Origin of the sequence: Luteimonas kalidii, from assembly GCF_029887935.1 — a bacterium.
Lineage (GTDB): Bacteria > Pseudomonadota > Gammaproteobacteria > Xanthomonadales > Xanthomonadaceae > Luteimonas > Luteimonas kalidii.
Map to the genome: position 1 here is coordinate 121258 of NZ_JARXRO010000016.1, position 23097 is coordinate 144354.

General features: G+C 72.4%; 20 protein-coding genes. 12 read left to right on the forward strand and 8 right to left on the reverse strand.

What is annotated here, in order from left to right; translation table 11 throughout:
• Nucleotides 1-250 precede the first annotated feature (250 nt).
• From QFW81_RS10360 to QFW81_RS10370, 3 genes are read left to right on the forward strand one after another with little or no spacing between them, the layout of a single operon-like run.
• Nucleotides 251-1453, forward strand: coding sequence for an MdtA/MuxA family multidrug efflux RND transporter periplasmic adaptor subunit (locus QFW81_RS10360; protein WP_280578699.1), 1203 nt, complete (start codon nucleotides 251-253; stop codon nucleotides 1451-1453).
• Complete coding sequence (locus tag QFW81_RS10365; RefSeq protein ID WP_280578700.1) at nucleotides 1450-4578, forward strand: multidrug efflux RND transporter permease subunit; 3129 nt, start codon at nucleotides 1450-1452, stop codon at nucleotides 4576-4578. Before QFW81_RS10360 ends, QFW81_RS10365 begins: the two co-directional genes overlap by 4 nt.
• On the forward strand, nucleotides 4578-7715 hold the full coding sequence (locus QFW81_RS10370; protein WP_280578701.1) for an efflux RND transporter permease subunit: 3138 nt from the start codon (nucleotides 4578-4580) through the stop codon (nucleotides 7713-7715). The genes QFW81_RS10365 and QFW81_RS10370 overlap by 1 nt, the downstream gene beginning before the upstream one ends.
• Before the next feature lies 1 nt (nucleotide 7716).
• Here the strand turns inward: QFW81_RS10370 and QFW81_RS10375 are convergent, their stop codons facing one another.
• Together QFW81_RS10375 and QFW81_RS10380 are read right to left on the reverse strand one after the other, a co-directional pair.
• Complete coding sequence (locus QFW81_RS10375; protein ID WP_280578702.1) at nucleotides 7717-8019, reverse strand: GIY-YIG nuclease family protein; 303 nt, start codon at nucleotides 8017-8019, stop codon at nucleotides 7717-7719.
• A gap of 32 nt (nucleotides 8020-8051) precedes the next feature.
• On the reverse strand, nucleotides 8052-8444 hold the full coding sequence (locus QFW81_RS10380; RefSeq protein ID WP_280578703.1) for a winged helix-turn-helix transcriptional regulator: 393 nt from the start codon (nucleotides 8442-8444) through the stop codon (nucleotides 8052-8054).
• A gap of 79 nt (nucleotides 8445-8523) precedes the next feature.
• Here QFW81_RS10380 and QFW81_RS10385 point away from each other — a divergent pair, with 79 nt between their 5' ends.
• Nucleotides 8524-8910: a VOC family protein gene (locus tag QFW81_RS10385; protein WP_280578704.1), complete on the forward strand. Its 387-nt coding sequence runs from the start codon at nucleotides 8524-8526 to the stop codon at nucleotides 8908-8910.
• 133 nt (nucleotides 8911-9043) lie between these two features.
• On the opposite strand, the gene QFW81_RS10390 is transcribed toward QFW81_RS10385, so the two are convergent.
• Nucleotides 9044-9997: an alpha/beta hydrolase gene (locus QFW81_RS10390; protein WP_280578705.1), complete on the reverse strand. Its 954-nt coding sequence runs from the start codon at nucleotides 9995-9997 to the stop codon at nucleotides 9044-9046.
• 100 nt (nucleotides 9998-10097) lie between these two features.
• Nucleotides 10098-12779 carry a glycoside hydrolase family 3 C-terminal domain-containing protein gene (locus QFW81_RS10395; RefSeq protein WP_280578706.1) on the reverse strand — a complete coding sequence of 894 codons (2682 nt, stop codon included), beginning with the start codon at nucleotides 12777-12779 and terminating at the stop codon, nucleotides 10098-10100.
• Nucleotides 12780-13326: 547 nt separating this feature from the next.
• Between QFW81_RS10395 and QFW81_RS10400 the strand changes: the two genes are divergently transcribed.
• The 6 genes from QFW81_RS10400 (at nucleotide 13327) to QFW81_RS10425 (ending at nucleotide 17702) form a co-directional block, all read left to right on the forward strand.
• Complete coding sequence (locus tag QFW81_RS10400) at nucleotides 13327-14313, forward strand: acyl-CoA dehydrogenase family protein (RefSeq protein WP_280578707.1); 987 nt, start codon at nucleotides 13327-13329, stop codon at nucleotides 14311-14313.
• Entirely contained in the window at nucleotides 14301-15056 is a 756-nt protein-coding gene (locus tag QFW81_RS10405) for a PIG-L deacetylase family protein (RefSeq protein ID WP_280578708.1), read from the forward strand. The genes QFW81_RS10400 and QFW81_RS10405 overlap by 13 nt, the downstream gene beginning before the upstream one ends.
• Nucleotides 15053-15649, forward strand: coding sequence for an SAM-dependent methyltransferase (locus QFW81_RS10410; RefSeq protein ID WP_280578709.1), 597 nt, complete (start codon nucleotides 15053-15055; stop codon nucleotides 15647-15649). Before QFW81_RS10405 ends, QFW81_RS10410 begins: the two co-directional genes overlap by 4 nt.
• Complete coding sequence (locus QFW81_RS10415) at nucleotides 15646-16305, forward strand: glycosyltransferase family 2 protein (RefSeq protein ID WP_280578710.1); 660 nt, start codon at nucleotides 15646-15648, stop codon at nucleotides 16303-16305. The genes QFW81_RS10410 and QFW81_RS10415 overlap by 4 nt, the downstream gene beginning before the upstream one ends.
• A gap of 333 nt (nucleotides 16306-16638) precedes the next feature.
• Nucleotides 16639-17256 carry a DUF2242 domain-containing protein gene (locus QFW81_RS10420; protein WP_280578711.1) on the forward strand — a complete coding sequence of 206 codons (618 nt, stop codon included), beginning with the start codon at nucleotides 16639-16641 and terminating at the stop codon, nucleotides 17254-17256.
• 158 nt (nucleotides 17257-17414) lie between these two features.
• A complete protein-coding gene (locus QFW81_RS10425; RefSeq protein ID WP_280578712.1) occupies nucleotides 17415-17702 on the forward strand; it encodes a hypothetical protein in 288 nt (95 codons plus the stop codon).
• A gap of 4 nt (nucleotides 17703-17706) precedes the next feature.
• On the opposite strand, the gene QFW81_RS10430 is transcribed toward QFW81_RS10425, so the two are convergent.
• Entirely contained in the window at nucleotides 17707-18066 is a 360-nt protein-coding gene (locus QFW81_RS10430) for an RcnB family protein (protein ID WP_280578713.1), read from the reverse strand.
• 182 nt (nucleotides 18067-18248) lie between these two features.
• On the opposite strand from QFW81_RS10430, the gene QFW81_RS10435 reads away from it, so the two are divergent.
• Entirely contained in the window at nucleotides 18249-19493 is a 1245-nt protein-coding gene (locus QFW81_RS10435) for an MFS transporter (RefSeq protein ID WP_280578714.1), read from the forward strand.
• Nucleotides 19494-19503: 10 nt separating this feature from the next.
• Here QFW81_RS10435 and QFW81_RS10440 read toward each other — a convergent pair whose 3' ends face one another.
• A complete protein-coding gene (locus QFW81_RS10440; RefSeq protein ID WP_280578715.1) occupies nucleotides 19504-19713 on the reverse strand; it encodes a hypothetical protein in 210 nt (69 codons plus the stop codon).
• A 112-nt stretch (nucleotides 19714-19825) separates the two neighbouring features.
• Nucleotides 19826-20971, reverse strand: coding sequence for an MFS transporter (locus QFW81_RS10445; RefSeq protein ID WP_280578716.1), 1146 nt, complete (start codon nucleotides 20969-20971; stop codon nucleotides 19826-19828).
• Between the two features lie 387 nt (nucleotides 20972-21358).
• On the opposite strand from QFW81_RS10445, the gene QFW81_RS10450 reads away from it, so the two are divergent.
• Nucleotides 21359-22180, forward strand: coding sequence for a polysaccharide deacetylase family protein (locus QFW81_RS10450; RefSeq protein WP_280578717.1), 822 nt, complete (start codon nucleotides 21359-21361; stop codon nucleotides 22178-22180).
• 13 nt (nucleotides 22181-22193) lie between these two features.
• Here QFW81_RS10450 and QFW81_RS10455 read toward each other — a convergent pair whose 3' ends face one another.
• Nucleotides 22194-22985: a ThuA domain-containing protein gene (locus tag QFW81_RS10455; RefSeq protein ID WP_280578718.1), complete on the reverse strand. Its 792-nt coding sequence runs from the start codon at nucleotides 22983-22985 to the stop codon at nucleotides 22194-22196.
• Between the last annotated feature and the right edge of the window lie 112 nt (nucleotides 22986-23097).

Consider the following 23097-nt stretch of genomic DNA (forward strand, 5'->3'; position numbering starts at 1 on the left):
GTAGCGTTCGCACGACGGCGTCCGTGCGTCGCGCGACGGCGGAGGATCCGCCCGGTCGACCCTCGCGTACCTGCTTGCCGCGTCTGGCCCGGACGCATGACTTTCGTCATGGGGCGCTACGAACGCGGCCTGTACCATACGGAGGCCAGTGCCGTGCCGCCGCCGGCCCGCCCCGCCCACCCGCCGAAGCGCTCCTTCCTCGCCCGACCGCGCCGCGGCCGGCCGCTTCGCATGCACCATGGATGTCCGGATGAACCGCAGAGGCCTCGTCAAACCCGCCCTGATCGTCGTGGCCGCGCTCCTCGCGGGCGTGCTGCTGTGGCAGGGATTCGGCAACGGCGGCGAGGAGGCCGAGACCCGCAGCGGCCGCGGATGGGGGCCTGACGGCGAACGCCCGCCCACGCCGGTGCGCGTGTCCACCGCCACCCGCGAGCGGCTGGCGGTGGAACTCAAGGCGCTGGGCACGGTGACGCCGCTGCGGTCGGTGACGGTGCGCCCGCGCGTGGACGGGCAACTGCAGCGCGTGGTGTTCGAGGAAGGCCAGCAGGTGGAGGCCGGCGACCTGCTGGCCGAGATCGACCCCGCGCCGTTCCGCATCCAACTGGCGCAGGCGCAGGGCCAGCAGAAGCAGAACCTGGCCGAACTCGAGAACGCGCGCATCCAGCTCCAGCGCTACCTGGACCTGTCCGAAGCCGCATACGTGTCGGCGCAGGACGTGGCCAACCTGCAGGCGCAGGTGCGCCAGCTGGAAGGGCGCCGCGAGATCGACCAGGCCCTGGTGGACGAGGCGCGGCTGCAGCTGCAGTACACCCGCATCGTCGCGCCGGTGGGCGGCCGCGTCGGCCTGCGCATGGTCGACGCCGGCAACCTGGTCGCCAGCGGCGACGAGGACGGCATCGCCAGCATCGCGCAGACGCAGCCGATCAGCGTGCTGTTCTCGCTGCCGGAGAACGTGCTGGGATCGGTGATCGACGCGATGCGGGGCGATTCCGCGCTGCCGGTGGAGGCCTGGGACCGCGGGGAGCGCAACGTGCTCGCCCGCGGCACGCTGTCGAGTGTCGACAACCGGATCGACACCGAGACCGGCACCCTGCGCCTGCGCGCCTTGTTCGCGAACGACGACGACGGCCTGTTCCCCAACCAGTTCGTCAACGTGCGCCTGCAGCTGGGCGACGACGAGACCCTGGTGATTCCCGATGCCGCGGTCCAGTTCGGCGGCGACGGCACCTACGTCTACGTGGTCAACGACGACAACACCGCCGCGGTACGGCCGGTGGTGCTCGGTGCGGGCAGCGGCGGCCGGGTCGCGGTGCTCGACGGCATCGCGGCGGGCGATCGCGTGGTGCTCGAGGGCATCGACCGGCTGCGCGAAGGCGCCGAGGTCGAGGTCGTGCAGACTGACGAGGCGCCGGTCGACGACGCGCCCGCGCAGGACGACGAGCCGGCGACATGAACCTCTCGCGCCCGTTCATCCTGCGTCCGGTGGCGACCACGCTGCTGATGCTGGCGCTGCTGCTGTCGGGCCTGTTCGCCTATCGTCTGCTGCCGGTCGCGGCGCTGCCGCAGGTCGACTACCCGACCATCCAGGTGCTGACGCTCTATCCCGGCGCCAGCCCCACTGTCACCACCAGCGCGGTGACCGCGCCGCTGGAGCGGCGCCTGGGCCAGATCCCCGGGCTCAACCAGATGTCGTCGACCAGTTCGGGCGGCGCATCGGTGATCACCCTGCAGTTCTCGCTCGAGATCGACCTGGGCGTGGCCGAGCAGGAGGTGCAGGCCGCGATCAACGCCGCCGGGAGTTTCCTGCCCGACGACCTGCCGATGCCGCCGGTCTACCGCAAGGTCAATCCGGCCGACACCCCGATCCTCACCCTGGCCATCGGCTCGGCGACGATGGCGCTGCCGGAGGTCTACGACCTGGTCGACACGCGCATGGCGCAGCGCCTGTCGCAGATGCCCGGCGTCGGCCTGGTCAGCATCGCCGGCGGCCAGCGCCCGGCCGTGCGGATCCAGGTCAATCCGTCGGCGCTGGCGTCCGCCGACGTGGGCATGGACGACATCCGCGCCGCGATCTCCGCGGCCAACGTCAACATGCCCAAGGGCAGCTTCGACGGCCCGACCCGCGCGATCATGCTCGACGCCAACGACCAGATGCGCTCGGCCGAGGAATACCGGCAGCTGGTGATCAGCTGGCAGGGCGGCGCGCCGCTGCGGCTGGGCGATGTGGCCACCATCAGCGAGGGCGCCGAGAACCGGCAGCTCGCGGCCTGGTCGGGCGAGCGGCCGGCGATCCTGCTCAACATCCAGCGCCAGCCCGGCGCGAACGTGATCGAGGTGGTCGACGCGATCCACGAGCTGCTGCCGCAGCTGCGCGCGTCGATGCCGGCCGCGGTCGACGTCACCGTGCTCAGCGACCGCACCGAATCGATCCGCGCCTCGATCCGCGGCGTGCAGCACGAGCTGCTGCTGGCGATCGGGCTGGTGGTGCTGGTGACCTTCGTGTTCCTGCGCACCATCCCGGCGACCATCATCCCCAGCCTGGCGGTGCCGCTGTCGCTGGTGGCGACCTTCGGCTTCATGCTGCTGGCCGGGTTCTCGCTCAACAACCTGACCCTGATGGCGCTGACCATCGCCACCGGCTTCGTGGTCGACGATGCGATCGTGATGCTGGAGAACGTCGCCCGGCACCTCGAGGAAGGCAAGTCGCGGCTGCAGGCCGCGTTCGACGGCGCGCGCCAGATCGGCTTCACCCTGATCTCGCTCACCGTCTCGCTGATCGCGGTGCTGATCCCGCTGCTGTTCATGGGCGACGTGGTGGGACGGCTGTTCCACGAGTTCGCGATCACGCTCGCGGTGGCGATCAGCATCTCGCTGGTGGTTTCGCTGACGCTCACGCCGATGCTGTGCGCGCGCTTCCTCAAGGCCGGCCGCGACCACGGCATCGCCGAGCCCGCGAGCGGAGACAGCGACGCCGAACACCATGCCGCCGGCGCCGAAGGCGACATGTTCGACCGCGTGGTCGCGCAGTACGACCGCGCGCTGCACTGGACCCTGGCGCGGCAGCCGCTGATGCTCGGCGTCACCGTGGCCACGCTGGCGCTCACGGCCGCGCTGTACGTCGCGGTGCCGAAGGGATTCTTCCCGTCGCAGGATGCCGGCCTGATCCAGGGGATCAGCGAGGCGCCCGCCTCGATCTCGTTCCGGGCGATGGCGCAACGGCAGCAGGCGCTGGCGGCGGCGATCCTCGAGGATCCGGACGTGGCGACGCTGTCCTCGTTCATCGGCGTCGACGGCAGCAATCCCACGCTCAACACCGGGCGCTTCCTGATCGAGCTCGCGCCGCATGCCGACCGCGACGCCGGCGCGCACGCGATCATCGAACGGCTGCAGCAACGCGTCGCGCAGGTGTCCGGCATCGCCCTGTTCCTGCAACCGGTGCAGGAGCTGTCGATCGAGGATCGCGTCAGTCGCGGCCAGTACCAGTTCGCGCTGACCAGCCCCGATCATGCCGCGCTGGCGCAGTGGACGCCGCGGATGATCGAACACCTGCGCGGCAGTGGCGCGCTCGCGGACGTGTCCAGCGACCTGCAGAACGAGGGCCTGCAGGCCTGGGTCGACATCGACCGCGATGCCGCCGCGCGCCTGGGCATCCAGGCCTCGGACGTCGCCGACGCGCTGTACGACGCCTTCGGCCAGCGCCAGATCTCCACCATCTTCACCCAGGCCAACCAGTACCGGGTGGTGCTGGAGGCCGATGCGCAGTTCCAGCTCGGGCCCGAGGCGATCGAGCGCATCTTCGTCGCCACCGCCGACGGCGGGCAGACGCCGCTGGCGGGCATCGCCCGTGTCTCGACCCGCAACGCGCCGCTGCTGGTCAGCCACATCGGTCAGTTCCCCGCCGCGACGGTGTCGTTCAACCTCGCGCCCGGCGCCTCGCTCGGCGAGGCGGTCGAACAGATCGAGGCCGCCTCCGCGGCGATCGGGCTGCCGGCGTCGATCGAGCTGCGGCTGCAGGGCGCGGCCCAGGCCTTCCGCAACTCGCTGTCCAGCACGCTGTGGCTGATCCTGGCTGCGGTGGTGGTGATGTACATCGTGCTGGGTGTGCTGTACGAGAGTTTCATCCACCCGGTGACGATCCTGTCCACCCTGCCCTCGGCCACGGTCGGCGCGCTGGCCGCGCTGCTGCTGAGCGGGCGCAGCCTCGACCTGATCGCGGTGATCGGCATCATCCTGCTGATCGGGCTGGTGAAGAAGAACGGCATCATGATGGTCGACTTCGCGCTCGAGGCCGAGCGCGAGCAGGGCCTGGCCCCGCGCGATGCGATCCACCGCGCCGCGCTGCTGCGCTTCCGCCCGATCCTGATGACCACGCTCGCGGCATTGTTCGCAGCGATCCCGATGATGCTCGCGAGCGGCTCGGGCGCCGAGCTGCGCCAGCCGCTGGGCCTGGTGATGGTCGGCGGCCTGCTGGTGAGCCAGGTGCTGACGCTGTTCACCACGCCGGTGATCTACCTGTTCTTCGACCGGCTGACGCGGAACCGCACGCGCGCGCCCGCCGCGGAACCGGCCGCAGGCTGATGGACACGCAGCGCGTCAACCTCTCGCGGCTGTTCATCGAGCGCCCGGTCGCGACCATCCTGCTCGCGATCGCGGTGGTGCTGGCGGGCATGCTCGCCTACCGCATGCTGCCGGTGGCGCCGCTGCCACAGATCGACTACCCGGCGATCCAGGTCAGCGCCTCGCTGCCGGGCGCCAGCCCCGAATCGATGGCCGCCACCGTGGCCACGCCGCTCGAACGCGCGCTCGGCACCATCCCCGGCATCACCCGGATCAGTTCCACCAGCAGCCAGGGCAATGCCCGGATCGACCTTGAGTTCTCGCTCGACCGCAACGTCGACGAGGCCGCGCGCGAAGTGCAGGCGGCGATCAACGCCGCGCGCGCGCAGCTGCCCGCGGGCATGCCGGGCATGCCGCAGTACCGCAAGATCAATCCCTCGCAGGCGCCGATCCTGGCGCTGGCGCTGAGCTCGTCGACGATGACGCCGGGGCAGGTGTACGACGTCGCGTCCACCGTCATCGCGCAGAAGATCGCGCAGATCCCGGGCGTGGGCCAGGTCGAGGCCGGCGGCGCCTCGCTGCCGGCGGTGCGGGTGTCGCTCAATCCGAATGCGCTCAACCAGTCCGGGATCGCGCTGGACGAGGTCGCCGGCGCGATCCGCGACGCCAACGCGCTGCGTCCGCTCGGACATGTCGTCCGCGGCGACCGCCAGTGGCAGGTCGAGGCCGGGCTGCAGCTGCGCACCGCGGCCGAGTACCGCGACCTGGTGGTGGCCTGGCGCAACGGACGGCCGGTACGCCTGCGCGACGTCGCCGAGGTCAACGAAGGCACCGAGGACCGCTACGCCGCCGGCTTCCACAACGACCGCGACGCGGTGCTGCTGGTGGTCAGCCGCCAGCCTGGCGCCAACATCATTCGCACGGTCGATGCCATCCACGCGCAGATGGACGGCCTGCGCGCGCTGCTGCCGCCGGACATCGACATGGCGGTGGTGATGGATCGCTCGCCGGTGATCCGCGCCACCATGACCGAGGCCGAGACCACCCTGCTGCTGGCGGTCGCGCTGGTGGTGCTGGTGGTGCTGGCGTTCCTGGGCAGCTGGCGCGCGGCGCTGGTGCCGACGCTGGCGATCCCGGTCTCGCTGTTCGGCGCGCTGGCGATCATCTGGATGCTCGGCTTCTCGCTCAATACGATGTCGCTGATGGCGCTGATCGTGGCCGCGGTGCTGGTGGTGGACGATGCGATCGTGGTGCTGGAGAACATCTCGCGCCACATCGACGCCGGCCTGTCGCCGTGGGACGCGTCGATGCGCGGCGCCGGCGAGGTCGGCACCACGTTGCTGTCGATGAACGTGGCGCTGGGCGTGGTGTTCGTGTCGATCCTGTTCCTGGATGACTTCGTCGAACGCCTGTTCCGCGAGTTCTCGCTGACCCTGGTGGCGGCGATGACGGTCTCGCTGCTGGTCTCGCTGAGCCTCACGCCCACGCTGTGCGCGCGCCTGCTCGGCCGCCACCGGCGCACCGCCGACGTGCCGAAGTGGCAGCGCATGGGCACCCATCTGTCGGACCGGCTGCGCGGGCTGTACCTGCGTTCGCTCGGCGGCACGCTGCGGCATACCACGCTGGCGCTGGCGATCCTGCTCGGGGCGATCGTGTTCAACGCCTTCCTGTTCGCCAAGGTGCCCAAGGGCGTGGTGCCCGAGCAGGATACCGGCCAGCTGCGCGGCTTCGCCCGCGGCGACGACGGCCTCTCGTTCCAGGTGATGCAGCCGAAGATCCAGGCCTACCGCCAGTACCTGATGACCGATCCGGCGATCGCCGACATCTCCGGCTACATCGGCGGCGGGACCGGCGTGAACAACGGCTTCGTCATCATCCAGATGAACCCGCTGTCCGAGCGCGGCGTGTCCAGCCGCGAGGTGATCGACCGCCTTCGCGAAGGCCTGCCGAAGGTCCCCGGCGGCAACCTGTGGCTGTGGGTCGACCAGGACATCCGCATCGGCGGCGGTGGCGGCGGCGACGGCAACTACGACCTGCAGCTGCTGTCCGGCGACATCGAACCGCTGCGCGAATGGACGCCGCGCATCCGCGCCGCGCTCGAAGCGCTGCCGCAGCTGGTGGACGTGGATTCGGGCGGCGACGAGGGCATGCGCCAGGTGGCGCTGGACATCGACCGCAACGCCGCCGCGCGCCTGGGCGTAGACATGCGCACGATCGCCACGGTGCTCAACAACTCCTTCAGCCAGCGCCAGGTCGCCACCCTGTACGACAGCCTCAACCAGTACCGCGTGGTGATGGAACTCGACCCGCGCTACACCCAGACCCCGGACACGCTCGACCAGGTGTTCGCGATCGGCGGCGACGGCCAACGCGTGCCGCTGTCGGCGTTCGCGCGCTGGGAATACGGCATGGCGCCGGACCGGATCCAGCACCGCGAGCAGTTCCTCTCCACCCGGGTGAGCTTCGCGCTGGCGCCCGGCGTGACCCTGGGCGAGGCGGTGGACGCGATCGACGCGGCGATGGCGCGGATCATGCTGCCCAACGACGTACAGGCCAAGCTGGGCGACGAGGCGGGCAGCCTGCAGGAGATGCAGGGCCGCCAGCTGTGGCTGATCCTGGGCGCGGTGCTGGCGGTGTACCTGGTGCTCGGCGTGCTGTACGAGAGCTACATCCAGCCTCTGGCGATCCTCTCGATCCTGCCCTCGGCCGGCATCGGCGCGCTGCTGGCTCTGCTGCTGTTCGACAACACGCTCGACCTGATCTCGCTGCTCGGCCTGTTCCTGCTGGTGGGCGTGGTGATGAAGAACACCATCCTGATGGTCGACTTCGCGCTGGCCGCGCAGCGCGAACAGGGCCTGTCGGCCGATGCCGCGATCCTGGAGGCGGCCAGGCTGCGCTTCCGCCCGATCCTGATGACCAGCCTGGCGGCCCTGCTCGGCATGCTGCCGCTGGTGCTGTCGACCGGCGAAGGCTGGGAAATGCGCAGGCCGCTGGGCCTGGCGATCGTCGGCGGCCTGCTGGTGAGCCAGTGGCTGACGCTGTACACCACGCCGGCCGCGTTCCTGGTGCTGGCGCGGCTGCGTGCGCGTTTCGGGCGGGCGCAGGCGGCGCCGCGGGACGCGGCGCCCGGCGGCCAGTCGCGCGACAGCGGCGCGTGAGTCAGGGCATGGCGGCAGGCGGGCCTTGCTGGCCCTCGATGCCGTCGATGCCCTCGAAGAATCCAAGCTTGCGCCGCCTGGGCAGGCGCTTGAGCTGCCACTCGGCGCGCGAGGCGCTGGCGCGGTCGGAATAGGCGCGGCTGGCGAGCAGGCGCACCGGCCCGCGACCTCGGGTGTAGCGCGCGCCGGTACCGGCCGCGTGCGCGGCCAAGCGCGCATCGACGTCGGTACTGATGCCGGCGTACCAGGTGCCGTCGCCGCATTCGACCAGGTACAGCCACCAGTCGCGGCCACGTGCAGGCATCGCGGGCCGCGGCACCGTGCATCGCGCGCGACTCATCCGGGCCCGTGCTCCGCCGCATGGCGGGCACGCGCCGCTGCCAGTTCCGGCAGGTGTTCCACGGTCCACGCGTACAGCGCGTGCAGGGGCACCACGAGGCTGCGTCCCAGCCCGGTCAGGGCGTACTCGACCTGGGGCGGCACGGCCGGCCGCACGGTGCGCGTCACCAGTCCGTCGCGCTCCATGCGCCTGAGGGTGAAGGTGAGCATGCGCTGCGAAATATCGCCGACCGCGCGCTGCAGCGCGCGATGACGCAGCGGCCCCGGCCAGAGCGCATGGATCACGAACACGGTCCAGCGATCGCCGATGCCGGCCAGCACGTCGGCCGCCGCACGCAGCCCGTCGTCCGGGATGGTCCCAAGGGGAACATGCGTGTGCGTAGCGCCCATGCCGGTGCCTGCTTGTACGGAAACGACCGCAGCCTATCATCGGGATGCGAACTGCCCCGCGACATCGATGGAGCACCACATGGTTTCGATGCACCTGGTTCCGATGCTGCCGGTGCGCAGCATGCCGGCGGCCGTCGACTTCTACCGCCGGCTCGGCTTCGAGGTCGAGCAGCGCAACGACCAGTGGCGCTGGGCGCGCGTGGCGTTGGGCGATTGCCGGCTGATGCTGGACGAGTCGATCGACGTGCATCCCGGTGCGCCGCGCAGCGGCGTGCTGTACCTGTATCCGGACGACGTGGCCGGCTACCACGCGATGGTGCGCGGCAACGGCGTCGAGGTGCCCGCGCTGGAGACCACGTTCTACGGCATGACCGAATTCCGGATCGCCGATCCCGACGGCAACCGGCTGTGGATCGGCCAGGAGGGCGCGGCCCTGCCCTCCGCTGCGCCGGACGCCGGGGGCTGACGCCGACGCGAGGCGTTCGCGCGGCTGCCGACGCGGTCGAGGCGCAAGCGCGCGACGCATCCGGCAGACCAGCGTTGGCCGTGGCTGCCCGCGCGCACCGGCTATCCAGTGCGCGCAGGTCGCGAGGCACGTTTTACTTCTTCGGCGCCAGGTAGCCGTGCATCTTCAGCCAGCGCACCCAGGCGTCGAACCAGCCGGTGCTGGTGGTGTCCTTGGAGTACATGCCGAAGCCGTGGCCACCGCGCTCGTAGTAGTGGAACTCCACCGGGCGCCCGGCCTTCTGCCAGCTCTCGATCAGGCCGAAGCCGGCATTGGAGAACAGGCCATCGTCCGCCGCCAGGGCGACGAACAGCGGCGGCGCGTCGGCCGGGACCTCCAGCGCGGAGATCGGGCCGTAGACGTTGCCGATAAAGGCCGGCTTCGCGTCCTCGCCCGACAGCGCGGTGACCATCGTGAGCATGGCGCCGGCCGAGAAGCCGATCATGCCGATGCGGTCGGGATCGACGTTCCACTCGCTGGCGCGGCTGCGCACCAGCGCGAAGGCGGCACGCGAATCGGCCAGCTGCGGCGCGAGCATGGTGGCCGACTCGCGCGAACCCGGGTCGCGCGGCGGGCGCGGTCCGGACAGCATCTGGCGGATCGACTGCGCGAAGCCGTCGAGGTCGGCCGGCGTCTGGTTGAGCCGGTACTTGAGTACGAACGCGGCCACGCCCTGCTCGGCCAGCGCGCGCGCCACGTCCCAGCCCTCGTTCTCCATCGACAGCGAGCGGAAGCCGCCGCCGGGAGCCACGATCACCGCCGCGCCGGTGGCCTTGCCGGCCTCGGGCAGGAACGGCGTGAGCGTGGCTTCGGTCACGTTGCGCGCGAACACGCGCTCGTACTGGCGGTGCCAGGATTCGTCGACGGTCGCATCGGGCAGCGGGCCGGTCCCGAGCGCGATCGCGTCGGGCTGGGCCGGAACCTCGATAGGCACCATGGCGTCGTCCTGCGCGCTGGCGGCGGTCGACCACAGCAGCGCCACGGCCAGGATCACGCGCCAGCGTTGACGGCCGGGGCGGGTGCGAGGAAGGGGTTGTGTCTGGCTCATCTCTGGACTCCGTGTTGGCGGGACAGGGACCGGTGCCGTTGGTGGTTCGGCGGGACCGGCGGAAGGGGCGGAGCGCCCGCAGCGCGGCGGGGCAGCCGCGTCAGCGGGGAATCGCGCGCGCGTGTTCGATTGCGAATGCCGTCGAGCGCGCGGCCACGCCGGTATCGGGCTGGCCGGACCCCACCGAGATCCGGTAGCGGCCGGGCATCACCAGGCGCGTGCCGTCGGCATCCACCGCGCTGAGATCGCGCGGATCGAGGTCGAAGCTCAGCGTGCGCGCTTCGCCGGGCGCCAGGTGCACGCGCCGGAAGCCGCGCAGCGCCAGCCGCGGCAGGTCGTCGCGTTCGGGAAACACCAGGTACAGCTGCGCCACCTCGTCGCCGGCGCGCGCGCCCGTGTTGCGCACCTGCGTGGTCACCCGCAGCCCCTCGTGCGCGCCGCCGGCAGCCTGCTGCAGCTGCAGCGGGGTGTACTCGAAACGGGTGTAGCTCAGGCCGTGGCCGAACGGATACACCGGCGCGCCTTCGAAATAGCGATAGGTGCGCCCGCGCATGTCGTAGTCGCCGAACGGCGGCAGATCGTCCACCGAGCGGTAGAACGTCAGCGGCAGGCGCCCGGCCGGATTGACGTGCCCGGCGATCACGTTGCCCACCGCCAAACCACCGGACTGGCCCGGGTACCAGGCTTCGACGATCGCGTCGGCGTGGCGTTTCGCCCACGCCAGGTTGACCTGGCTGCCGTTCATCAGCACCACCACCAGCGGCTTGCCCGTGGCCCGCGCGGCCTCCAGCAACGCCTGCTGGTCGGCCAGCAGGTCGAGCGAGGTCTTGTCGCCGCCCTTGAAGCCGGGCACCTCGATCGGTGCCTCCTCGGCCTCGAGGTCGGAGGTCAGGCCGACCACCGCCACCAGCACGTCGCTCGCGTCGGCGACCGCGCGCATGTCGTCCATCGGCGTGACCGACACCCGCTTCCACAGCAGGCCGATCCCGGTGAGGATGCGCGCCTGCGTCCGCACCGTGATCGGGTAGCGGCGCCCGCCTTCCAGCGGCACGGTCTTCATCGTCGGCAGGCTGTTCCACGAGGCGCCGGCGAGATCGACGAAGGGCTTGCCGTCGAATTCCATCTCGCCGTTGAAGCCGCCGATGCCCAGACGGTAGTGCCCCGTTTCCGGCGGGACGAGATAGCCGGTCCATTCCACCTGGTGCACGTCGCGCACCTGCGCCAGATCCAGGCTGCGCGAGTTGACGTCGGGCTCGACCCGGCTGACCACGGGCTCCGTATCGAAACCGGTACGCGCGATCCAGGCATCGAGCTCGCCCGGCGCGAAGCGCGCGGGCGGCGCCTCCGCGGCGTTGTAGTAACGCGCCAGCAGCCCGGGTGCGCCGTCGGGCGTGCGCAGCGCACTGGTGGGAACGGGATCGCCGTCGGTGTAGGTCTCGCCGAACGCGGCGTGGCGCACCTGCGCCTGCGGCATCGCGCGGCGCAGGCCTTCGAGCACCGACACCGGCGGCGCCGACTGCGGCGAGGAATAGTTCCCGCGCAGCACCCGGGTGGCATCGCCCAGCGGTCCGATCACGCCGATCCTGGCATCGGCGCGCAGCGGCAGCACGCCATCGTTCTTCAGCAGCACCAGGCTCTTCTCCGCCGCCTCCAGCGCGAGCTCGCCGTGTTCCGGCGCCCCGACCACGTCCGGCGAGACGGTGTGGGTGGACAGCGCGCGCAGCCCCGGCAGGTCGCCGTTGCGGTAGCGCGCGGCGAACAGGCGCACCAGCGCGCGATCGATATCGGCCAGGGTGATCAGGCCGCGCGCGAGCGCTTCGCGGTAGGGCTCGGTGAGTCCGTCGGTATCGGTGAGCGTGGCGCCGTTGCATTCGCTGTCCACGCCCGCGCGCAGCGCCGCGGCCACCGCGGCGGCCGCATCGGGCGCGAAATGGTGGTTCCGGTGGATGTCGCCGACGGCGTCGCAGTCGGACACCACGTAGCCATCGAAGCCCCAGTCGCGGCGCAGCACGTCGCCCAGCAGCCATTCGCTGGCGCAGGCCGGCACGCCGTCGACGCGGTTGTAGGCGCACATGATCGAACCCGCGCCGCCCTCGACGATCGCTGCGCGGAACGCGGGCAGGTAGGTGTCTTCCACGTCGCGACGCGACACGAAGACGTTGGCGTGGTGGCGCGTGGATTCCGGGCCGCTGTGGACCGCGTAATGCTTGGGCGTGGCGATCACGTCGTACTCGCCCGGGCGCTCCCCCTGCACCCCGCGCACGTAGGCCACGCCCATGCGCGCGGCGAGGAAGGGATCCTCGCCGTAGGTTTCCTGGCCGCGGCCCCAGCGCGGATCGCGGAAGATGTTGATGTTCGGCGACCAGGTGTTGAGCCCGGTACCGATGCGCCCCGTGCGCCCGGTCTCGCGCGCGAGCGCATGCAGGCCGCGCACCTCGGTGCCGATCACGCCGGCCACGCGTCGCACGAGCGCTTCGTCGAAGGTGGCGGCCAGGCCGACGGGCTCGGGGAAGTTCGTGGTGGGCAGCGTGCCCAGTGCGCCGTGCAGCGATTCGGTCCACCAGTTGTAGCGCGGCACGTCGAGGCGCGGGATCGCCGGCGCGGTGTTGAGCAACTGGCCGAGCTTTTCGTCGCTCGTCATGCGCGCGACCAGCGCCTCGGCCAGGGCCTGCGCCTCGGGCGGCGCGGCGGGCGCGCGGTCCTGCGCCGGCAGCGAAGCGGCAGCGAGCAGCAGGACCACGGCGGGCAGCAGGCGGCACATGCGGTCGAAGCGGTGCGTCATGGTGTCCCCTTGTGTCGCGGACCGATGGCGCCTGCGCCCGCATCCGCGCGGGGCGGGGGATGGGCGCGACGTCGTCGGAGGTACAAGGCTGCCCACCTCCGCCGGCCGGTACCAATCGAATTACGGGTATGCGTCATAACCGTTTAGGGATGCGGACGCGCCGCGGTGCAGGTGCGACCGGTAGACAGCGCATGCGGCGGACGCGTTGCGACGTGCAGGCGTCCACCCGCGGGAAGCGGTCGCGGCTGTCGCCGGCATGCGGCCTTCGCCGCGTCCGATGCACGCGTGAGGCCGGATGCATGCGCGCACCAAGGCGCCGGAGATGCGCGCAAGGCATCCCTCTCGTTCGCTGCGACGCCTGCTGCGCGGACGCCAGGCGGAACCCGTGTCCAGGGCCACGGCGTCACGCGCGGATCGCCCCGCGGCTGTCCGGATTCCGAGGCCGACGCGTCCTCACCCGATCCTCGTTCAGCCGCATTCATGTGCCGCCACGCGCATGCACGCGCAGTCACGCGGCCCCGACGAACCCTCTGCTCCACTTCCGCGCATGACCCCCGTGCTGCAGATGCCCGCTCCCGCCCCGCCCGCCACGCTCGAGGCGCGCGCACGCGCGCGGCTGCGCGTCGAAGGCGCCCTGCCGCTGCCAGGCCGTGGCCACACGCTCGACCGCTGGCGCGCGCTCGCCGCGATGGGCGCGGAGGACCTGGCGCTGGTGAAGGTGCTGGAGGCCCATCACGACGCGGTCGCGATCCTGGCGGAGCTGGGTGGCGCGCCAGCGCCGGCCGGCACCCTGCTCGCGGTGTGGGCGGCCGAAGGTCCGCAGTCGACCGTGCGCCTGCACGACGACGGCCACGGTCCGCGCCTGCACGGGCGCAAGCCCTGGTGCTCGGGCGCCGGCTTCATCGACGCGGCCCTGCTCACCGTGCAGGCCGGCGATGCGCGCCAGCTGGTGCGGGTGTCGACGTCGTCCTCCGGCATCACGCGCCCGGCGTCGGGCTGGGAAGCCGTCGGCATGGCCGCGATCGAGAGCGGACCCGTCGACTTCGACAACGTGCGCTGCGAACCGGTCGGCGCGCCAGGCGCGTACCTCGCGCGACCGGGCTTCTGGCACGGCGGGGCGGGGATCGCCGCCTGCTGGTTCGGCGCGGCGACCGCGATCGCCGCGCGCATGGCCGACCCGGCACGCGTCGCGCGCGACCCGCATCTGGCCGCGCACCTGGGCCGCGCCGACATGGCGCTCGGCGGCGCCGCCGCGCTGCTGCGCGAACTCGCGGCCCGGATCGATGCCGATCCCGCGCGGCCCTACCGGCGCGAGGTGGTGCGGGTGCGCTCCGTGGTCGAACGCGCCTGCCACGACGTGCTCGACGCCGCCGGCCGTGCGCTCGGCCCCGGCCCGCTGTGCGGCGACCGCGTCCACGCGCAGCGCTGCGCGGACCTGTCAGTGTTCGTGCGCCAGAGCCACGCCGACCGCGACTGGGCGGCACTGGGCCAGGACGTGGCCGCGATCGAAGGAGCGACCCCATGGCCGCTGTGACCGTGCGACGCATCGTCGGCGCGGGCAACGACGAGGCCGAGTGGCGCGCGTCGCGCTGGCTGGGGGACCTGGCCGACAAGGACGCCGGCGTGCTGCTGTCGGGCCACCGCCGGCTGCTGGTGCTCTCGCCCCATCCCGACGACGAGACCCTGGCCTGCGGCGGACTGATGCACGCGGCCGCGCGCGCGGGACTGGAGGTGGCGCTGCTCGCGGTCACCGATGGCGAAGCCTGCTATCCCGGCGATCGCGCCTGGACGCGCGCACGCCTGCGCAGCCATCGCCCGCGGGAACTGGCGCATGCGCTCGCGGCCCTGGACGTGGACGCGCGCATCTATCGCGCCGGGCTGCCGGATGGCGGCGTGTCGAGCGCGTTCGACATCCTGCTGGCGGCGATCAACAGCCTCATCCGTCCCGGCGACCTGGTGCTGGCGCCGTGGGAGCGCGACGGCCATCCGGACCACGATGCCGTCGGCAACGCCGCGTTGCGCGCCGTGCCCGCCACCGGCGCGCGCCTGCTGCGCTATCCGGTGTGGGCCTGGCACTGGCTCGACCCGGCCGCCGCGCACGCACCGTTCAATGCCTTCCGCGTGCCGCTGTCGCCCGCCGCGCACGCCGCCAAGCGCGAGGCGGTCGCGTGCTTCGCCTCGCAGCTCGGCACCGGCGTGCCGCCGGTCGCCGATCCGATCCTTCCGCCGCACGTGGTCGCGCGCTTCGAGCGTCCGTTCGAGGTCTACCTGCGGTGAGTCTGGCGCAGTACTTCGACTCGGTGTGGCGCGAAGGGGAGGACCCGTTCGGCTACCGCCACCGCTGGTACGAGGCGCGCAAGCGCGACCTGCTGCTGGCCACCCTGACGCGCCCGACGTACGACCGCGCCTGGGAGATCGGCTGCGCCAACGGCGAACTCACGCGCGCCCTGGCGCCACGCTGCGCATCGCTGCTCGCCACCGACCTGCATCCGCGCGCGGTGGCGGTCGCGCGGCAGGCCTGCGCGGACCGGGCGCACGTGCGCATCGAACGCATGGAACATCCTCGCCAGTGGCCCGCGGGCGTGTTCGACCTGGTGGTCGTGGGCGAGATGGGCTACTACCTCGACGACGCCGCGCTGGATGCGTTCGCCGACAGGCTGGCGGCCAGCCTCACGCCGGGGGCGCTGCTGCTGGCCTGCCACTGGCGCCACGATTTCGAGGGCCGCGGCAGCCCCGCCGATGCGGTGCATGCACGGCTGGGCGCGATCGCGGGGCTGGCCCCGGTGCTGCGCTATGCCGATGCCGATTTCGTGCTCGAAGGCTGGAGCGGCGATTTCGTCTCGCCCGCACAGCGGGAGGGCCTGCGGTGATCGGCGTCCTGGTGCCTGCGCACGACGAGGCCGCGCTGATCGGCGGATGCCTGGACGCGATACGCGCCGCGGCCGCATGTCCGCGGCTGGAGGGCGAGCCGGTCCTCGTCGTGGTGGCGCTCGACCGCTGCCGCGACGACTCCGCCCGCATCTGTGCCGATGCGGGGGTGGCGACCGTGCGCCTGGACGCGCGCAACGTCGGCCGCGCGCGTGCCGCGGCGGCGGAGTCGCTGCTGCAGGCCGGCGTGCGCTGGCTGGCCTCGACCGATGCCGACAGCCGCGTGCCGCGGGACTGGCTGTCGGCGCAGGTGGCCTGCGGCGCGGACGCGTTCTGCGGCACGGTCCGGGTCGGCGACTGGCTCGACTACGGCGCCGCGGTACGCGAAGCCTTCTTCGCGCGCGAACACCATCGCGACGAGCACCCGCACGTGCACGGCGCCAACCTCGGCGTCGCCGCGGCCGCCTACCGCGCGGCGGGCGGATTCCCGCCGCTGGCCGCGCACGAGGATCATGCGCTGGTGCGGGCACTCGCCGACGCCGGCTGCTCGATCGCCCGTCACGCCGCGCCCGCGGTCACCACCAGCGCCAGACGCGATGCCCGCGCGCGCCAGGGCTTCGGCGACCACCTGCTCGCACTCGAACACGCCCTGGCCTGAGCCGCGGCGCGGCGGTCGCGTTCCGGGCGTGCCCTTCCAACCGGGGGCAACCGGGTGTCCACGAGCGTGCGACGCGCGCCGGGCACACATCACCGCCCACGTTGTCGGAACAAGCGAAGCGCATCCGGCATCCCGACTTGGGTTGCAGCACCACTCTGCTTGCGATGCGCGCGTCGCCGTCGTCGTCCTCGTGGGCCGCCCACCCGGACGATCTAAGCGCTTCCGGGCTGCTCATGGCACCACCGCCGTGCGCATGTTCAGTCGCCTTGCATGCGCCGCCGACTACACTCCGGCCCCTGCTCCATCCGTGCGTCCGCCCCCGCCCCTCCGCCCATGTCCGCTGCCCTGCGTCCCGTCCGCGTCCTGTCCTGCCTGCTGTTCGCCGGCATCCTGGCCGCGTGCGGCGCGCGCGACGGCCGGCAGCGCGCCGAGGCCCCGCCCCTGGGGGACGCCTTCAGCTCCGAGGACACGTACGCGCGCGACTACCGGGTGCCGCCGCTGATCGCCTGCGAGGCTGCGCGTCGCGCCCTGCTCGGCCAGGGCTACGTGATCGCGAAGCAGGCGGCCGACTCGCTGGAAGCGACCAAGGTATTCCAGCCGCAGTCGGACGTGCACACCCAGCTCAACGTGCGCGCGACCTGCGTCGAGCGCGCACCGGGCGGCTCGATCGTGTTCCTCAACGCGGTGCAGGACCTGCACGCGCTCCAGGCGCAGTCGAGCTCGGCCAGCGTGGGCGTGAGCATGATCGGCTCGGTTTCGGTACCGGTGCCGATCGGCAGCGGCAGCGCCAACCTGGTGCGGGTGGGCAGCAACACGGTGCAGAACCAGGACTTCTACCAGCGCCTGTTCGACCGCATCGGCCATTACCTGCCCGGGACGCCGGACGTCCGTCCGCCGGTCGCCGAACCGGATGTCCCGCCCGACCCGGTGATCATCGAACCTCTGGACTGAGTGCGCCGACCCCGGCTCGCGGCCGCGGTGCCGTCGCCTCCCGGTCGCGAGGCATGAGTACGAAAGCGCCACGACGCTCCGCCACATCGCAACCCGCGGCCTGCGCAGCGGCCCTCGCGTTCACCCCGACATGCACACCCGCGGGCGATGATGCAGCGATGGCCGACGCTGCCTGCCAGCTTTTCCTGGTCTACGTCGAGACGCGGACCTCGCCGCATCCGGATCCCGCGCCCGACCTGGTCGCGCTGGCCCCGGGCCTGTACCTGACCGAATCGGCGCAGACGCGCTCCCGGCTCTACCACGCGCTCAAGCGCCGATTGGATCCGGTGCGGCTGATGGTCGCGCCCTTGGCCGACGATCCCAAGTTCAAGGGCATGCAGGCAGGCGCGCTGGCCTGGCTGCGCAGCCGGCCGCGCCGGCGTGGCGCCGACGCCCCCGACGCTTGAGCGGCTAGCGCAGCAGCATGTCCACGACCAGGCCCGTGGCCAGCGCCACAAGCAGGTAGCGCCCGTCGTTCTGGCGAACCCACCGGTGTCCACGCGGCGGGGCATCGAGTCCGATCCGGCCGTAGTCGTCGATCCAGTAGCCGTCGAGTTCGTGCACAGGCAGGCGATCGCCCTTGCGCCAGGCCTGCCTGACCCAGCCCGGAGGCGGCGCCTTGGCGTGGTGCGGGCCGCCGGCATGCGCGGGCGGGCCCTTGCCGCGCGCGTGCGGAGGCGGATCGGCCCAGACCGGGGCACCGGCCAGGCACAGGGCCAGGCCGGTCGCCAGCGGCAGGAGGTGGCGCGAATGCGTCTGGATGGAGGCCATGGCCGGCTCCTCGCTCATGTGTGTGTGTGCACGGACGGTAGCCCCTGCGCCGTCAACGCGGGGCCAACGCGGGCGCCCGGGTGCAGCGCCAGCCAGCCGGCGCGAAGCGGGGAGGGTGGACGGATGTCGAACCAGCACGCGCTGGTGCGTCGAACCGGCATCCCTGCCAGGATCCCGTGCCCATGCCACTCCCCGCGTCCGCCGCTCCAGCCCTCGACCGCAACTGGTCCCTGGTCGCCGCCGGGGCGGTGCTCGGCTGCGTCGGCATCGGCGCACTGTTCTCGCTGGCGGTGCTGCTGACGCCGATGGGCGCGGCCACCGGCTGGTCGCGCACGGGGATCTCGATGGCGATGACGCTGGCCTTCCTCACCAGCGGCATCGCGGGTTTCGGCTGGGGCATGCTCGGCGACCGCATCGGGCCACGCCCGGTGGTGACGGCCGGCGCGGTCCTGCTCGGGCTGTCGCTGCTGCTGGCCAGCCGCGCGACCAGCCTGCTGCAGTTCCAGCTCGCGTTCGGAGTTCTCATGGGCGTGGCGGTGGCCAGCTTCTTCGCCCCGGTGATGGCGGCGACGGCGGCGGCGTTCGAGCGCCGGCGCAACCTCGCCGTGTCGCTGGTGTCGGCCGGCGTGGGGGTGGCGCCGATGACGATGTCGCCGCTGGTGGCCTGGCTGCTGACCCGCTACGACTGGCGCGAGACGCTGCTGCTCACCGCGCTGCTGGCATGGGCGCTGGCGCTGCCCGCGGCCTGGTGCGTGCGCGCCGCGCCGGTCGCGCCAGCGGCCGCCACGCAAGACGGCCCGGCCGCGGACCGCATGACCCTGGCGCAGGCGCTGCGCTCGCGGCCGTTCCTGGTGCTGGCGCTGGCGTTCTTCGCCTGCTGCGCCGCGCATTCGGGGCCGATCTTCCACACCGTCAGCTATGCGGTGGGCTGCGGGCTGTCGGTGACCGCGGCAGTGACGATCTACAGCACGGAAGGCGCGGCCGGACTGGGCGGGCGGCTGCTGTTCGGCCTGCTCGGCGACCGCTACGGGGCGCGTCGGGTGCTGGTCGCGGGCCTGTCCCTGCAGGCGCTGGCCGGCGTCGCCTACCTCGCGGTGAGCGGACTCACCGGCTTCTACGCGGTGGCGTTCGTGTTCGGCCTGGCCTACGGCGGCACGATGCCGCTGTACGCCTCGCTGGCGCGCGAGGCGTTCGCGCCGCGCATCCTCGGCGGGGTGATCGGCGCGATGACGCTGCTGTCGGGGCTGGGGATGGCCCTGGGTCCGCTGGCGGGCGGCTGGCTGTTCGACCGCTACGGCAGCTATGCCTGGATGTACGTCGGCACATTGCTGCTCGGACTGGCGGCGGCGGCGATCGTCGCCTGCTTCCCGCGGCCGGCCGGCGGGCACACGCGCACCCGGCTGGAGGCGCGCACCGCGGCCACGTGAGCGCAGCGCCTCAGGCCGCGATATGCGGCGGTGCGAGCACGGGCGCGATGTCCAGTTCGACCGCCATGCCGGCGCGGCGCGCGCGGCGCGCGCAGGCACTGGCGTAGTCGTTGGCGGCGTCGAGCTCGCTGAAGTAGCCGTCGACGATGCAGTCGCGCGTCACCGACCATCCGCCCTGGATATCGGGCCGTACTTCGATCCGGATCCTGGCCTGGTTCATCGTGCACCTTCGCGGGACTGTCTGCGGGAGGCGCATCCTAGGGACGCCAACGTCAAGATTCCGTGGCGAATTCCGGTCGCGCGGATGACAGCGCGAGAGATGGTGGGGGCGGTCACATCCGGGCGTGGCGCGCGCCGATCCGGGCGCCCAGCAGCGCGGCCGCCGCCAGGGTCGCGGCTACGGCCAGCAGGGCGAAGACCAGGCTGGCGCCCTGGGCGACGAAGCCGATCAGCGCCGGGCCCGCCAGCACGCCGGCGTAGCCGAACGTGGACACCGCCGGGATCGCCAGGTGCGCCGGCATCCGGCGTTGCTCGCCGGCGAGCGAGAACATCACCGGCACGATGTTGGCGCAGCCCACGCCCAGCAGCGCATGGCCCGCGAGGCTGGCGCCCAGCCCCGGCGCGAGCACCGCCAGCGCAAGGCCGCACGCCCCCACCGCGCCGCCCGCGAGCACCGTCGGTGCGCGCCCCAGCCGCGCGATCACGCCGTCGCCCACCAGCCGGGTCGCGGTCATCGTCAGGTTGAAGGCGACGAAGCCCCAGCCCGCCTGCGCCACCGCGATGCCGCGCACCTCGTGCAGGAACACCGCGCTCCAGTCGAGCATCGCGCCCTCGGCGAGGAAGCTCACGAAGCACACCGCACCGATCGCCACCACCACGCCGCGCGGCAGCGCGAACACCGGCGCGTCGTTCGGCGCACGATCGCGCCGCCAGGCGCGCATCGACGCCGCGCACAGCAGCGCGGCGATGGCCGCCACGGCCAACGTCGCTGCCAGCGGGCCGCGACCGGTCCCCAGCACCACGGTGGCGAGCAGCGCGCCGGCCAGGCTGCCCACGCTGTAGAACGCGTGGAAGCCGGACATCATCGGCCGCGCGGCTTCGCGTTCGACCACCACCGCCTGGATGTTCATGGTGCAGTCCATCGCCCCGACCGCGGCGCCGAACAGCAGCAGCACCAGGCCCAGCAGCCACGCATCGGGCACCAGCGCCAGCAGCGGCAGCGCGGCCAGCATCAGCACCGTGCTGCCCAGCATCACGCGGCGGCAGCCCTGGCGCGCGGCCAGCGCGCCGGCCAGCGGCATCGCCAGCAGCGAGCCCAGCCCCAGGCACAGCAGCACCAGGCCCAGTCCGGCCTCGTCGAGGCCGGTGCGCAGTTTCGCGAACGGCACCAGCGGCGCCCAGGTCGCGATGACGAAACCGGGAATGAAGAACGCCGCCCGGGTGGCGTGCTGCTGAGCGCGACGTGGATCGATAGCCAAGGCGAATGCGCGTCCTTCGGAGGGCCCGCCACCATAGCGGGCGCGGCGCCGGCGCGGAATGGTCCGTTGGCAACCGTTCCCGGGTGCGCTGCGCTTACCCGGGGCACGATGGTCCCGATGCAATCCCCCAACCATCCGGTCCGCCGACGCTGCCGACCACCTGCGCTGGCGACGCGACGGTGGAATGTCCATGCGCTCTTCCCGGATCCCCTTGGGGCGCATGCGCCCCGGAGGCTCCTCACGTGCACCATTGCGCGTGGTCGCGCCTCGCGTCGTCCTCCACGCCGTGTACGTTCCGCACGCCACGGCCCACGCCGACCCCGCCGCGCACCACCCGCCTCCGTTTGCGGCACCATACGGGCCGCACAGGTCACGCCCGGGGGTCCGATGTCGCGTTTCCGTTTCGCCACCTGCATGGCCGCCTGGCTGCTGGCCGGCGCCGTCTCCGCCGCGCAACCGCCGGCATTCCCCTGGCCCGACGGCCAGCGCGCCGCGGTGAGCCTGGCCTACGACGACGCGGTGCCCTCGCAGCTGGACAACGCGATCCCCGCGCTCGACCGCCACGGCCTCAAGGGCACCTTCTACCTGACCCTGGCCGCCGATCCCGTGCGCGACCGGCTCGAGGAATGGCGCGCCGCCGCGCGCAACGGCCACGAGCTCGGCAACCACAGCCTGTTCCACCAGTGCTCCGCGCAGGGGCCCGGGCGCGAGTGGGTGCAGCCGGAGCAGGATCTCGACGCGATCACCGCGGCGCAGATGCGCGCCCAGGTGGCGCTGGCCAACACCATGCTGCACGCGATCGACGGCAGCACCGAATTCACCTTCACCGCGCCCTGCGGCGACCGCCGCGCCAGCGATGGCGACTACATCGGCCTGGTCGCGCCGCTGTTCCTGGGCATCAAGCTGGTCGGCGGCACGGTGGTCGAGGACATGTGGACGCTGGATCCCGCCGCGGTGCCGGTGACGGTGCCGGTCGATGCGAGCGGCGACGAGCTGATCGCGCTGGTCGAAGAAGCCGGGCGCCGCGGCACGATGGTCAACTTCACCTTCCACGGCATCGGCGGCGACCACCTGACGGTGGGCAACGCCGCGCACGAAGCGCTGCTCGCCCACCTCGCGCAGCATCGCGACCGCTACTGGACCGACACCTTCCGCAACCAGATGCGCTGGGTGCGCGATCGCCAGGCGGAGTCCGCGGCGCAGCGCTGACGCGCAGGCGCGCTCAGTCCCCGGCGTCGGCCCCGGCGTCGGCGTCGATGCCGCGGCCGGTCGCGGCCCACCAGATCCCGCCGTAGAGGTGCGCCAGGTAGGTGGCGTCGTCGTACGCGGCCGGCGGATGGCCGACCGCGGTGACGAACACGCGCCCGCCATCGAAGGCGTGGTACCAGGCGACCGGGTGGTCGGCGCCCATGCCGCGCGCGACCTGCCCGGGCCAGATGCGGGTGGGATCATAGCTGCGTTCGTCCACCGACAGCACCGTGCGCAGCCCGTCCACCAGCGGCGGCCCGAACTCGTACCACTCGTCGCTCCAGGTCCAGCGCGCGGGCAGCGCGAACGTTGCCGGGAACGCGGGGTCGGCCACCCGCACCAGCGCGGTCTGCACCATCGGATGGATGCGGAACGTGCGGCCGATCATGCGTTCGAACCAGGGCCAGTCCCCCGGCGGATTGAAGATCAGCGCGCGGTGCACGGCCACCACCCCGCCGCCGGCGCGCACGTAGTCCTCCAGCGCCGTGCGCTGGGCGGCGCGCAGTTCGTCGCCCGGCGTGTTGAGCAGCACAATCGCGTCGTAGCTCGACAGCTCGCCGTCGAACGGCGAGGTATTCCAGGTCCAGTCCAGGTCGAACCCGTGCTGCCGCGCCAGCTGCTCCAGGCGCGGCTGCGCCACCACGGTGTAATCGTGGTGGTAGCGATTGGGCACGGCGACCACCAGCACCCTGAACTGGTCGTCCGCGGCGGCGGGCACGGCGGCGAGCAGCCACCACAGGACGAGCGCGGCGAAGAGTGTCTTCATCGCCGCATGGTACCGGTCGCCGCAACCGTGCCGGCTCGCCCCTGGCCGGGGCCGCGGCAACCCGCAGCGGGGTCGACCCCCTCGCGAGCGTGCCCGGTGCGCGTCCATCGCC

What these genes read in the sequence shown, in the direction of transcription:
- QFW81_RS10380 (WP_280578703.1), bottom strand. Translation starts at nt 8,444, where the DNA reads ATGGGCGCTACGCACACGCATGTTCCCCTTGGGACCATCCCGGACGAC.
- QFW81_RS10385 (WP_280578704.1), top strand. Translation starts at nt 8,524, where the DNA reads ATGGTTTCGATGCACCTGGTTCCGATGCTGCCGGTGCGCAGCATGCCG.
- QFW81_RS10435 (WP_280578714.1), top strand. Translation starts at nt 18,249, where the DNA reads ATGCCACTCCCCGCGTCCGCCGCTCCAGCCCTCGACCGCAACTGGTCC.
- QFW81_RS10455 (WP_280578718.1), bottom strand. Translation starts at nt 22,985, where the DNA reads ATGAAGACACTCTTCGCCGCGCTCGTCCTGTGGTGGCTGCTCGCCGCC.
- QFW81_RS10395 (WP_280578706.1), bottom strand. Translation starts at nt 12,779, where the DNA reads ATGACGCACCGCTTCGACCGCATGTGCCGCCTGCTGCCCGCCGTGGTC.
- QFW81_RS10375 (WP_280578702.1), bottom strand. Translation starts at nt 8,019, where the DNA reads ATGCCTGCACGTGGCCGCGACTGGTGGCTGTACCTGGTCGAATGCGGC.
- QFW81_RS10405 (WP_280578708.1), top strand. Translation starts at nt 14,301, where the DNA reads ATGGCCGCTGTGACCGTGCGACGCATCGTCGGCGCGGGCAACGACGAG.
- QFW81_RS10450 (WP_280578717.1), top strand. Translation starts at nt 21,359, where the DNA reads ATGTCGCGTTTCCGTTTCGCCACCTGCATGGCCGCCTGGCTGCTGGCC.
- QFW81_RS10420 (WP_280578711.1), top strand. Translation starts at nt 16,639, where the DNA reads ATGTCCGCTGCCCTGCGTCCCGTCCGCGTCCTGTCCTGCCTGCTGTTC.
- QFW81_RS10400 (WP_280578707.1), top strand. Translation starts at nt 13,327, where the DNA reads ATGACCCCCGTGCTGCAGATGCCCGCTCCCGCCCCGCCCGCCACGCTC.
- QFW81_RS10425 (WP_280578712.1), top strand. Translation starts at nt 17,415, where the DNA reads ATGGCCGACGCTGCCTGCCAGCTTTTCCTGGTCTACGTCGAGACGCGG.
- QFW81_RS10360 (WP_280578699.1), top strand. Translation starts at nt 251, where the DNA reads ATGAACCGCAGAGGCCTCGTCAAACCCGCCCTGATCGTCGTGGCCGCG.
- QFW81_RS10365 (WP_280578700.1), top strand. Translation starts at nt 1,450, where the DNA reads ATGAACCTCTCGCGCCCGTTCATCCTGCGTCCGGTGGCGACCACGCTG.
- QFW81_RS10430 (WP_280578713.1), bottom strand. Translation starts at nt 18,066, where the DNA reads ATGGCCTCCATCCAGACGCATTCGCGCCACCTCCTGCCGCTGGCGACC.
- QFW81_RS10440 (WP_280578715.1), bottom strand. Translation starts at nt 19,713, where the DNA reads ATGAACCAGGCCAGGATCCGGATCGAAGTACGGCCCGATATCCAGGGC.
- QFW81_RS10370 (WP_280578701.1), top strand. Translation starts at nt 4,578, where the DNA reads ATGGACACGCAGCGCGTCAACCTCTCGCGGCTGTTCATCGAGCGCCCG.
- QFW81_RS10390 (WP_280578705.1), bottom strand. Translation starts at nt 9,997, where the DNA reads ATGAGCCAGACACAACCCCTTCCTCGCACCCGCCCCGGCCGTCAACGC.